Genomic DNA, 12,745 nt, shown 5'->3' on the forward strand with positions numbered 1-12,745 from the left:
CTTGAGCTAACAGTTCCTACTGCCAAGCCTGTAGTGGACTTTCACCACCTAGCATTTGCGCATGCTGGGCGCACAAAAAAGAGGGTCTGGAAAGTAACACTCACCAAACCCTCTTATTTTTTAGAAATTAACTACACGACCGTAGCCTGCAATATATCGTTTCCAATATCCGCTTGAAATATTATCGTATTTTACGCCATTATTCTGTGCATTAATCATTTTGCCACTTCCAACATAAATACCAACATGTGCGATACCACTACCATAACTAAAGAACACCAAATCGCCTTCTTTTAGCTGATTCGCTTTAATTTTAGTTGATGCACTGTATTGTTGCTTCGCTGTACGTGGAATAACTTTATTGATGGACTGTTTGAAAACATAACTTGTATAGCCAGAACAGTCAAATGAAGTTGGGCCAGTTGCGCCCCATTTATATTTTTTCCCTAAATGTTTTTTTGCCTCGGTGTTCAGTGCCGTAAACGATTGCGCTTTGTATGGTGCTAAGCATTTCCCTGATACATAGCCCACCTTGCCTTTGTAAGTAACACGGTACCAATTATTTTTTGTTTTAGCATTGAATGTAACAGTTGTTCCTGCTTTATAATATCCAATAATCGCATATTTCACACTATCCCCAGTTCGAATATTGCTCTCCACAGTTGTCGTCATCTTGTAAGTTGTTGCCGCTTCCCCAGACTTCGGTAATATAAAAACACTTACTGCCAGAACGATTACAAGTAACAAAGCCATACATTTGGTTCTACACTTAAACGTCAAAACATGCACTCCCTTTTCCCCATTTACAACCCATCATACCAGATGCACATTACAGAGAAAATACAATATCGCGACAGTCCCTTTAAATCCAAAAGTTATTTTTCATCAAATTCTAATCTAACTCACAGCAAATTTTTTTCTCCGAAGTTTATTATATATTCATAAGCTAACAACAAGCAATAAATTTTCATACTTTCCCTTAAGAATGAAAATCCCAAACTCCCTTTTTGACCACCGCGGTTACTCCCTTTTCCGCGGTGGTTTTTATTTATGTTTTTTTAGGTCTTCAACCAATTCCCAACCCAGAAGTTGCCACCACGCCTCAGCGTTTGTCGCTTCGCTGAAAGCACAAACTAGCTTTTCCGTGATGTTTTGCGTTTACTTTTCACGAACGATATCTAATTTCTAATTTTTTGTTAAAAATTTTTAATAATAACTTGAAACCGATTACAAAAGATGTTATATTGGAGCTAATAAATTTTTGAATTACATATATCCTTTATGGATTGTTACCGTTTACTCGGGCATAACCTAAATGGATTTGAAGTGGCTTTTTTGATGCCTCCTCGAATTTGTTTGGGTTTCTTTTTTTGAGTAGTGCACCAGTTTTCAACAGTTTCCCTCAACTGTCGAGATAAAATTTTAACAAAAAGGAGCAAAAAGATGAAAAAGCAGATGTTAAAGATTTTAATGTTGGTTTGTAGTTTGTTGCTAGTGGTTGGTTGTAGTAATACGAGCGCTGATACGAAGGACAAGGATACCGCGGCAAAAGATGGAACAGTTACATTTTACGTTGTGAGACACGGAAAAACGATGCTTAACACGACAGATCGTGTGCAAGGTTGGTCTGATGCAGTGCTGACTCCTGCTGGTGAAGAAGTTGTTACAGATGCAGGAAAAGGCTTGAAAGATGTCAAGTTTGGCTCAGCTTACAGTAGTGATAGCGGCCGAGCAATCCAGACGGCTGATATTATTTTGAAAGAAAATAAGAAATCTGACGGTGTGAAACTAAAGACTGATCCGCGCTTCCGTGAGTTTAATTTTGGCACATATGAAGGCGATTTAAACCACAACATGTGGACCGATATTGCAAAAAGCCAGGGCAAAACATTGGAGCAATGGCAAAGTGAAGGCGTCTCACCAAAGAATTTTGCGAACAGCGTAGCCAAGTTGGATAAAGAACGCGTGAAAGACAACACCAACTGGCCGGCCGAAGATTATGCAACAATTACCGCACGATTACAAGATGGCATTAATGAAGTGGCGAAAAAAGAAAGCAAAAAAGGAGATCACAATGTACTCCTAGTATCCCATGGTTTGAGCATTGGCGCTCTACTTGACAGCATTTCACCAGGCTACAAACTACCAGATGGCGGTTTAAAAAATGCGAGTGTCACAAAAATCGAATACAAAGATGGCAAATTCACAATTGGAGATGTTAACGACTTAAGTTATGTCGAAAATGGCGCGAAAGAAAAATAAACCCCAAATAGACTTGGTTCTCACAATGCAATTACGAGCGCCGAGTCTATTTTTCATTAAATTCTAATCTGTATCACAGCTAAATTTCGCCAACGACCGTTATTATATAGTTATAAGCTAACAAATTAAATTTTTATTCTTTCCCCTGAGAATAAAATCCCAAACTCCCTTTTTGACCACCGCGGTTACTCCCTTTTCCGCGGTGGTTTTTATTTGTAGTTTTTTAAGCCTTTAACTAATTCCCAACACAGGAATATTCGCCTTACCTCAGCGATGCGACAAATGCTTAGATGCTAGGCAAAGCTAAGTGTTTATAATATTACACTTTATTCTGTTGCTCCGTTTTATTCCACCACGCTTCTTTTACGAGCTTTTCAATGATATTTTCTTTAAATCTTTTTTTGAGAACTTTAGCTGGAACTCCACCGACGATAGCATATGGCGGGACATCTTTGGTTACTACAGCGCCGGCTGCAAGTATAGCTCCATCACCGATATGTACGCCTTGCATAACGATAACGTTACCGCCTACCCAGACATCATTTCCTATTACTGGCGGATTCTGAAAGTTGTCCCATTCCTCGTTATTATAAGTAAATGGTGATGTTGATACTTTGTCTATTGGATGCTCATTTAAGCCGATTTGGCAGTATGGGGCAATGGAGCAATATTTTCCGATAGTTCCTGAGGCAATAATCGTTCCTTTATTGACATAAGAATAGTCTCCAATACTGACATTGTTACCGATAATGACATCTTTATTAATCCAGCACTCCTTTCCCAACTTCACATTCACGCCAATTTGACTGGAATTAATTTTGTTTTTTGGAAATCTTTTTCTACATTTAATCAAATTTATATATCCTAGTAGGCCTAGTGGCATGTATTGCTTCAAATTCATATAGTAGCTCCCCCAGTATTTTTACACACAATGAGTACGTCTATTCCTATAGATATTATAACGGAGCTTTATTTTCAACACAAATAGGGTTATTAAATATTTTAGACTCCTTTTGTGTTTATATGTGGATTCACAAAAAAACTGAGCTCGATTTTACATTGAGCTCAGTTCTATTTATTTAAACCAACCACTTATTCCATCCACGACATAATTCCAAATTCCTGTGAAAAAGTCGCCAATACTGTATAACATGAGCATAAACCAGTTTGCTTCATCAACATTGTCTTTCGTAACGACATTGATTGTATCAGTTTTTTTGCCATCTACATAGCCTAAAGTGTCACCATCTTTTAGTTGAACTGTCATGATGCCTACCTTTGTGTCTTTTTTCACCGGTGCATCTATTGTTTTTTCGTCCAACATCACTTTTTCAACTAGTTTTGGTTCTGTTGTTGTTTTTGGAACGACAATCTTCACAGCATCTTTTGTGATTAGATTAACGCTGTCTTCTTTGCCTTTGTTAACCGCGATTGTTTCTTTCACCGCTGTATCTGCTTTACGGACTTCCATTACTTTAAAATTATTAAAAGCATAGTCGAGCATTTTATTGGTTTCATTAAAACGCGTTTTGTCATGTGCGCTCGTGCCACCATTGGCATGCATGACTACTGTAATCACTCGCATACCATCTTGAACAGCTGTTGCCGTGAGACATTGTCCTGCATAATCAGTCGTTCCTGTTTTCAAACCATCCACGCCTGCTCTTGCATAGATCAAGCCAGGTAATAACCAATTCCAGTTCGTCATATCGATTTGATCGCTAGTTCCTTCACGGAATTTCTTTTTCGCGATACTCGATGTTTTCAGAACATCTGGATAGTCTTGAATAATGTGCTGTGCTAATTTTGCCATGCCGCGCGCCGTCATTTTGTTCTCATCCGTTGCGCTCCCGACAGAGAATTTACCTTTTAAATCGGAATTATTAAGACCGGTTGCATTGACAAATTGATGTTCACCAAGCTTTAAATCATCTGCTTTTTTGTTCATCATGTCGACAAACTTAGCCTCAGATCCAGCCATTTTCTCAGCGACTGCTATAGCCGCTCCGTTTGCGGAATAAATCGCGATAGCCTGATAGAGTTCTTCAACAGAGTACTCTTCTCCACGTCTTAGTGGCACATTCGATAGTGAACGATCTTGTGAAATCTCGTATGCATAATCAGAAATTTTGACTTTGTCGTCCCATTTCAGCTTACCATTTGCTACGGCTTCCGAAATTAAGTATTCATTCATCATTTTGGTCATTGACGCAATCCCCATTAACTGGTCTGCATTTTTACCGTATAAAATTTTTCCTGTGCCTTCTTCAATTGTAATTGCTGCATTTGCATTGACTGCTGGTGGCGCTACTGCCGCATCTGCCGTCATCGGGCCATGTACTAAACTACTCATTGCCAAAGTTGCCGCTAAAAAGACGACTCCTAATTTCGAAAAAATTCTCACCTTACCGCTCCTTCACGCTCTTTTTTATTATTTAACATTCAAGATTAATCTCCCTTAACCTCTTGAAAGATGATTTACAAGTCATAGACACTTCACTATTCTATCATGAATTAAATAGCGAGTGTAAAATCTTTAGAAATTATTTAACTATTGGGAGCAAAATGTGGGACGGATGTTCTGCATCATGAAAAACGGTTTGATTAGCAATAACACTCTCGGTCGTATCAATAAAGCTAGCTCCAGTATTTGGATTAGCATCAAAACGAGGAAAGTTGCTTGAGGATATCTCAACACGAATAGCGTGCCCTTTTAAAAATACATTACTCGTCGACCATAAATTAATAGTATATTTATGCAACCCGTTTTGTACATTATTACCATGTTGTTTAGAAGCACGGATAATGCCCTCTGTAAGGTTATAGGCCATTCCATCTGGCATAACATCGATTAATTTAGCTGTGAAATCTGTATTTATAGCATCCGTTTTAGCCCATAATACGACTTCCACAGGACCTGTAACCTCGATTTCTTCGCTAAGGGGCGCTGTTGTGTAGCATAAAATGTCCTCTCTCTGCTCTAAATCACGTTGATCACGTGGACCGTCAGCTTGAATAGCTTTATGAAGCGTTCCACCGCCGTGAGATGGAACTGGGTTTTCCGGATCATAAGCAAAATTATCACTTTTTTCAGTTGCTTTAGGACGTTTAAAATCCGCTGTGCCATCGCCATCCATCGTATTCGCCCTACCTTCACTATGGAAATATAATGGTGTGAAATTTGTGTTTTCCAGTGGCCAGTTTTTAGCTCCCTGCCATTTATTAATTCCCATCGTAAAAATTTGAATCGGAGCTGTATGTGGCAGTTCCTCACCTTTTAGCCAGTGATTAAACCATTCAAGGTGGCGCGCATGCATACTAGCCTCTCCCCAAGAATCAGCTGCTGTTCCAAAATTCCGGTCCCCAATCATCGAGATGAAATTGCCATGCGTCCATGGGCCAATCACGAGTTTATCTCCTAAGCCTTGGCGGTGACCTCCTAAGAAGTTCGCAATCGTCTTATCTAAGAAGCAATCATACCACCCCCCAATGTGTAAACCAGGTGTTTTCACTCTGTCGTAATTATCCTTTACACTTGTATTTTTCCAATGCGGATGATCTAGTGGGTAGTCGAGAATCTCTGTGAAATATGGCATAGCTCCAGTATCTTTAATTGGTGGCCAAGCATTAATCGGCTTAAATTTATACCATTCCTCCAAATTATCGAGATCCTTCTCTAATTGCTGAAACGCTTTTTCTTGCTCTTTTGGATCAGTAATATGTCGCGTAATTAAATCTGGCAAAATAGACTCGATGCTCCAAGAAGCCCATGCACCAAGCTCAAGGGTACCATCGTGATCATTAAAAACATCTGTCATATTATTCTGTGACATAGTCGGAACAATTACTTTTAAGCTTGGTGGCTCTGCCATCGCAGCTAATAATTGCGTATAGCCATAATAGGATAATCCAAACATACCCACTTTCCCATTTGCTTGCGGTAGTTTTGCAGCCCATTCTACAGTATCATAGCCATCATTTGCCTCATTGATGTAGGGCACAAACTCCCCTTCTGAACTGAAACGTCCTCGCACGTCCTGCACAACAACAATATAACCATTCTCAGCTAATACATCTGGTCGTAAGAAATGCAACCCAAAAATCTTGCTATATGGAAGTCTTGTTAGTAAGACTGGAAATTCGCCGTCCGCTTCTGGTCTGTAGACATCTGCATACAATGTCACGCCGTCTCTCATTTTTGCTGGGACATCTTTCTCGATCTTAATTTTACAATGTTTCACGTGAAACAGCCTCCTTCTCTATCTATCATTGTTTCGTATTCTGCCTTAAGAGTCAAGAAAAGCGCGCAACAAAAACCAGTGTACTCCTGATTTGGGCGACAGAAATACACTGGTATATTGTTAATTAAGAAAAAAGCGCAACACTAGTTGTCATAATCATGATGGTAATTAATTTGTAACTCTCGTTAATCAAAATCAACCTGAATGGCTTCATTTCAAACATATAATTCTTGATTGCAGATAGAATTGCAATACCCGCAACCAATAGACCTCCCAAATAAATGTTTAAGTCTAAATGAATTAAAACAAAGCTCACGACTACAGCTACAGCCATTTCGGCAATAAGTGTTACAATCATTGGCGTTATCGGTGATGATTTTTGAACTGTTTCTGAATTAATTCCTACAGCCTCCATCCATACCTTCCCAAAAAGTACAGAATACCACAATGCTCCAACGGCAAAGGCTACTAATCCAGCTAATAATGCAATAATGATGTTCATGTATATCCCCCTTCATGTAATAACTATATTAGCATGTTGGGGCGAATTTAACATCATTAATTTATTGGTAAAGCTATTCATGTTCATGCAAAATCAAATCAAGTGGTACTGGTCCAGCAATTCCAATGAATACAAAATCGGTTGTCTCAGTGTTCTTCATCCCATGTTTCTCACCAGGTCTTGCTACGCACACCATTCCTTTTGAAATTTCAACAGATTCGCCACACTCGGGATAGTAGGTGCCTGAATCTCCATCAATACAAATCCAAATATCATCTGCTTGTTCATGGGAATGAAAATATAATTCTTGACCCGGCTTCAAACACCATACAGCACCGACTGTTTGTCCTGTTTCGTAAAAAATATTTTTCTTAGCTTGGTTATTATCGAAAGACTTGATTTCATTTACATCAAAAATACGATTTTGGTAATCTTGTACTTTCTTCGCAAACATCATATGAAGCATCTCCTCTCGAATTTGTGATTATATTCACAAATATTATTTTACACTTGAGGAGCGGATAAATCTTTGTTTCTTTAAGCTAATTTTATGCTACTTTTTTATTTAAATGGAATAAAAAAGTTTATATATTTGCTCACAAGATTGTTTCCAGTGACTAGATTACCTCTGCCTTTCGTTTATAATGACTGACTATCCTTTGTGTCCTCCAACCATTGAAGCACGCCTCAACCCAGTTGCGCCGACTGCTAGGCTACTCGCATGCATCAAAGACTGAAAACCATAACGATCGCGTATCTTGTCGATCGTTCGCTCTAGCTGCTCTTGATTTACCGTTTGAACAGCATTCTCAAATAAGTTCAGTTGAGTACCATCTTTGTAGCGAATTTTACCCAATTGGATAGATAGACTACGAATAGGCTCATTTGCTACATGTTTACGAAATAGATACAATATATACGTATTTATCTTCTTGCTACTATCAGTTGGATGAATTTTCAATTGGGTTCCGAAGCCTTTTAGTGGGCTGTGGCGGCTATAGCCTATAGAAATATGAATAACGGATGTTTCTGCGTGCTCGCGTCGCAACCGCATCGCTATATCCTCTACCATTTCACGGATGACTATTTCGACCTCCTTGTGATTATGGTAATCGCGCTCTAATATTTGGCTCTTCCCGTAGCTCTTTGATAATGGCACGTATTTCTCCGCCAAGTCTGTGTAATCAATACCATTCGCATGATAAAAAAGCTCCTCCCCAACAATTCCCATCGCGTGGCGTAAATAATTTGGTTCTGTGTGTGCTAAATCATATACCGTATAAATGCCTAGGCGGTTCAACTGCACTTCCGTTCTTCTTCCAATTCCCCACATTTCTGTCATTGGCTTTACTTGCCATAGCTTATTTGGAACATCCTTGTAGCGCCATTCCGCAATGCCGCTTGGTTGATGTTTCGCTTCGACATCTAGTGCTACTTTTGCGAGCAGTGGGTTTTCTCCAATTCCGATGGTGACATGTAATCGTAGTTCCTCTAAAATGTCTTGCTGTATTCGTTTCGCGATAGTCATTGTGTCACCAAATAAGCTATGTGAATAGGATACATCCAAAATAGCCTCATCAATAGAATAAATGAGCAAGTGTTCCGGACCTACATACCGCTTGAATATCGAAATAATCATTTCATTGACTTGCAAATAAAGCTTCATTCTTGGTTCTGCGACAACAATTCGCGTATCTTCTGGGATTTCATAGCGCCTCGATCCCGTTTTTATATTAAATGTATCTTTCATTTTCTGAGTTGCTGCGAGAACTAGACCGCCTTGGCTTTCTTGATTACTCATAACAACTAAATAGGCTTCTAATGGGTTTAGCCGCCTTTTCACACATTCAACTGATGCGAAAAAAACTCTTCACATCAATGCATAAAATGTCACGTTTTGGGGCATGTTCATAATCAATTAGCTGTACCATTTCTCAATCCGCCTTTCTTCTACGTGGCGAATATTGGCCAGTTCTACCGCCTGAATCCCGCTACTCGTTCGAATATAGATACTGTCTCCCTCGATGCCAATTAATTGTCCAACGATATCTGATTGTGCGTCAATTCCCACTGCTTGATACTCCTGGATAGCAAGCATGACATGATGCGAAGTTGCGTGAGTTAAGGTAGATTGAATAGTCGCCTCGTCCATTGCCACTTTCCAATGTGGAATTCGATTAGATTGCTCCATATGCGCAGTGTGCTCACTCAATATGAAACCGCCCCATTTCTTTAGTCCTCGATCTTTGTAGGCCATGATAAATCGCCTCCCGTTTATTGACTGGATGAAAACTCGCTACTATTTTCTCCATCATTATATATAACAGTATACAAACATACGTTCTGTTTAGCAAGTCACTAAAGAACTATTTCAAATCAAGAACGAATAGGCTAGCGAATTTCCAATTTAAAACATCAAAAAAGCACATCCTAGTTCAATAAATAGCTGGGATGTGCTTCTAAATCTTATTTTAGTTTCAGTTTTGCCAATGCTTCTGCCATTGGGTTATTGAAGGGTTCTTCTTCTTTTTTGTTTTGTTTCTTCATGTAATTTGCAACTTCGCTTTTGGAGACATTTTTATTTTTTTCATTGCCTCGACGAGCGTTGAATGCCGAAAGTTTTTCGCGGTGCCCACAGGAACATGTGAAGATTTGTTTATCGCCTTCTCCGCGTAATTCCATACGTTTATGGCATTTTGGACAGCGGGCATTGGTTGTTCTAGCGACGGACTCACGATGCCCACATTCGCGGTCTTGACACACGAGCATTGTGCCTTTTTTGCCTTTGACTTTGAGCATGAGTTTGCCGCAATCCGGACATTTTGTAGATGTGATATTATCGTGCTTAAATTTCTTATCGTTTTGCTTGATCTCTGTCACAGCTTTTTTTGCGTAATCGCGCATTTCATTCGTAAATGTATTTTTATCTAGCTGGCCTTTTGCAATTTTAGATAGTTTTTGTTCCCAAATTGCCGTTAGTTCTGGTGATTTTAGGTCAGCTGGAACGAGCTCTAGTAATTGGCGACCTTTTGATGTGATCATGATATCTTTGCCTTGCTTCTCTAGAGAAAAACTGTTGAAAAGTTTCTCAATAATATCAGCACGTGTTGCAACGGTACCGAGTCCGCCTGTTTCTCCGAGTGTTTTCGCCAATTCCTTCTTACCGCTGGATAGACTTGGGTTTTCCATGGCAGATAGTAGCGTCGCCTCATTGTATCTAGCTGGTGGCTTCGTTTTGCCAGTTGTTAGCTGAATATCGCGAACTTTTAGCTGCTCACCTTTTTTCAGTTTGGTCACTGTATCCGTATCGTTGTCTTCATTGTAAACAGCTTTCCAACCAAGTGATTTCACGACTTTGCCTTTAAGTCCAAATGTTTCACTGCCAATTTTGGCCTGAACAGCGGTTTCTTCGTACACAAATGGCGTGGAGAGCACAGCTAAAAAGCGCTTCACTACAAGGTCATAAATTTTGCGTTCACGGTCGTTGAGATCTGATAAGCTAGGCATTTCCTCTGTCGGGATAATCGCGTGATGATCGCTTACCTTGCTGTTATCAACGAATGATTTATTGGCTTTGATTGGTTTTGATGCCACGGCGCGCGCAGGTTTTGCGTAAGGCCCTACACCACACGCTTCAACGCGTTCTTTCAACGTTGGCACGATATCCTCAGAAATAAAACGCGAATCAGTACGCGGATACGTCAAAATTTTATGACGCTCATACAGGGCTTGCATGATATTTAATGTTTCTTTAGCGGAAAAATCAAAGCGTTTATTAGCATCACGTTGCAGTTCTGTCAAATCGTATAAGCCTGGTGCATGCGTTTTCTTCTCCTTAACTGCTACATCTGTAATTACAGCTTCCTTGCCACTCAAACTCCGCGCAATTTTCTCAGCTTCAGCCTCATCGAAAGTTTGGCCCTTACTCCAAGAAAAACTGCCTTGCTCGGTTACCGCGGTTAATTGATAAAATTCTTTCGGTTTAAATTGGCGAATATCATCTTCGCGCTGTGCAATCATAGCAAGCGTTGGCGTTTGCACACGTCCACATGAAAGTTGCGCGTTATATTTTGTCGTTAATGCACGCGTGGCATTGATTCCAACTACCCAGTCAGCTTCAGAACGCGCTTCCGCTGAGCGATATAGGTTTTCGTAGGCTTTTCCTGGTTGAAGACGGTTAAACCCTTCACGAATCGCTTTATCAGTCACAGATGAAATCCAAAGACGTTTAATCGGCTTTCTCACTTTGGCATAGTCGATAATCCACCGAGCTACGAGTTCACCTTCACGTCCCGCGTCTGTCGCGATGACGATAGAATCAACGTCTTTGCGCATCATCAGACTTTTCACAGTTTCGTATTGCTTTCGTGTTTGTTTGATTGGTACGAGCTTCATCTTTTGCGGAAGCATCGGCAAATCTTCCATATTCCACGATTTATATTTGGCATCATAATTTTCTGGATCAGCGAGCGTGATTAAGTGCCCCAGCGCCCAAGTTACAATATATTTCGAACCTTCAAGGTAGCCACTCTTGCCCTGCTTACAGCCAAGAACACGCGCGATATCTTTCCCAACAGAAGGCTTCTCTGCTAAAACTACTGTTTTTGTCATTTTAAAATTCCTTTCTGGATTGCGAGATATGTTTATTTTAACACAGAAATGGATTACATGTTTACTTCATCAAGCCTTCAACAAAACCCGAACAAAAGCCAATTCAAAGCTCCTGTCCGGGTACATCCTTACTTATTCTTTTTTATCCTCATCTTTGTCCTTTTTCGAGCGTTTTCCTAACCAGAATGCGAGAAGTACGAGCAGAATCAGTGCTAACGCGCCACCTGCAATGTACCACCATGTATAGTCTTTTTCAAGATCTATTGCCTTATCATTTAGTTTCTTCGCATCGTCGCCCTTAATAGTGAATTCTTCATCCCATTTCCATGTATGATCCCCTGATGTTGCTACCATTTTCAAACGATATTTTCCGGCTTTGAGCGGCTGATTTTCCCAATCAATTGCATAATTAAAATTGGAATTTGGCGCCATTCTCAAATTATCGCGTTTTGCTTGATGTAAAACCTGATCATCCCCAGATTTGTAAATTTTTGCGTCAATCATTAGTGGTTTAATAATTGTCGCTTCTGTGTTTTGCAAGTTCGCCGTCACCACATTGCGATAATTGATTTGTTGCGGTTTAATTTCGTGCAATTTCATGTCAGGCTCTACAACAGTATCATTTTCCGATAGTTGTACGCCGACCACGTATGCATAACGATTCTTGATTTGTACTCCTTCATCATCTGCTTTTTTCGCATCAGAATTTTCTTTTTCAATGAACTGCAAGCCACCTAAAATAATGCCATCAAATGAAGTATCCGGCATGGTTACTGCAATCTTGATTGTCTTACTGCTATTAGCTGGAAGTACAACCTCATCATCTGTTTTTGCAATCGATGAAAATGGTGTTTTGAGCGATTTATCCAATTTCGGATCAACCTGACTGTAATCGACAATCCCATTATCATTCGTCACCGCTGTATTTGCGTTCGTTTCCACTGTAATTTCTTTATCTGTGTCGTTCTTAAGTACAACCTCTAAATCTTGTTTTTGGCCTAGCTTCATGCGCAAATCAAAATATGTCTTGGATTTATCGATTTGATTATCTGGAATAACTGCTGTCACCGAGAAATTTGCCGCTGCCTCAGGGCTCAACGGATGAAATAAAACCCCTATTAACATAATT

General features: G+C 39.8%; 10 protein-coding genes and 1 pseudogene. 1 reads left to right on the forward strand and 10 read right to left on the reverse strand.

The features are described from left to right. Positions 1-120: 120 nt before the first annotated feature. Positions 121-753, reverse strand: coding sequence for an SH3 domain-containing protein (locus R8925_RS05450; protein ID WP_430534971.1), 633 nt, complete (start codon positions 751-753; stop codon positions 121-123). Positions 754-1,443: 690 nt separating this feature from the next. Here R8925_RS05450 and R8925_RS05455 point away from each other — a divergent pair. Further along, positions 1,444-2,262, forward strand: coding sequence for a histidine phosphatase family protein (locus tag R8925_RS05455; protein WP_430534900.1), 819 nt, complete (start codon positions 1,444-1,446; stop codon positions 2,260-2,262). 319 nt (positions 2,263-2,581) lie between these two features. On the opposite strand, the gene R8925_RS05460 is transcribed toward R8925_RS05455, so the two are convergent. The 9 genes and pseudogenes from R8925_RS05460 to R8925_RS05500 all read right to left on the reverse strand — a co-directional run bounded on the left by R8925_RS05460 (position 2,582) and on the right by R8925_RS05500 (position 12,741). Beyond that, positions 2,582-3,163: a CatB-related O-acetyltransferase gene (locus R8925_RS05460; RefSeq protein WP_430534901.1), complete on the reverse strand. Its 582-nt coding sequence runs from the start codon at positions 3,161-3,163 to the stop codon at positions 2,582-2,584. 174 nt (positions 3,164-3,337) lie between these two features. Beyond that, positions 3,338-4,615, reverse strand: a complete 1,278-nt coding sequence (gene pbpD1 / locus R8925_RS05465; protein ID WP_430534972.1) for a D-alanyl-D-alanine carboxypeptidase PBPD1 — start codon at positions 4,613-4,615, stop codon at positions 3,338-3,340. Between the two features lie 190 nt (positions 4,616-4,805). Continuing rightward, complete coding sequence (locus tag R8925_RS05470; RefSeq protein WP_430534902.1) at positions 4,806-6,503, reverse strand: CocE/NonD family hydrolase; 1,698 nt, start codon at positions 6,501-6,503, stop codon at positions 4,806-4,808. A gap of 124 nt (positions 6,504-6,627) precedes the next feature. Continuing rightward, a complete protein-coding gene (locus R8925_RS05475) occupies positions 6,628-7,005 on the reverse strand; it encodes a DUF1761 domain-containing protein (RefSeq protein ID WP_430534903.1) in 378 nt (125 codons plus the stop codon). Between the two features lie 73 nt (positions 7,006-7,078). Beyond that, positions 7,079-7,462, reverse strand: coding sequence for a cupin domain-containing protein (locus R8925_RS05480; protein WP_430534904.1), 384 nt, complete (start codon positions 7,460-7,462; stop codon positions 7,079-7,081). A gap of 195 nt (positions 7,463-7,657) precedes the next feature. Then, positions 7,658-8,936, reverse strand: a pseudogene (locus R8925_RS05485) (Y-family DNA polymerase). Then, entirely contained in the window at positions 8,924-9,262 is a 339-nt protein-coding gene (locus R8925_RS05490; RefSeq protein ID WP_430534906.1) for a hypothetical protein, read from the reverse strand. Before R8925_RS05490 ends, R8925_RS05485 begins: the two are co-directional and overlap by 13 nt. A 209-nt stretch (positions 9,263-9,471) precedes the next feature. After that, complete coding sequence (locus R8925_RS05495; protein ID WP_430534907.1) at positions 9,472-11,616, reverse strand: DNA topoisomerase III; 2,145 nt, start codon at positions 11,614-11,616, stop codon at positions 9,472-9,474. A gap of 132 nt (positions 11,617-11,748) precedes the next feature. Then, positions 11,749-12,741: a WxLIP family cell surface protein gene (locus R8925_RS05500; RefSeq protein ID WP_430539410.1), complete on the reverse strand. Its 993-nt coding sequence runs from the start codon at positions 12,739-12,741 to the stop codon at positions 11,749-11,751. Positions 12,742-12,745 lie beyond the last annotated feature (4 nt).

Origin of the sequence: Listeria rocourtiae subsp. hofi, from assembly GCF_963575615.1 — a bacterium.
In the GTDB taxonomy this organism is placed as follows: Bacteria; Bacillota; Bacilli; order Lactobacillales; family Listeriaceae; genus Listeria_A; species Listeria_A hofi.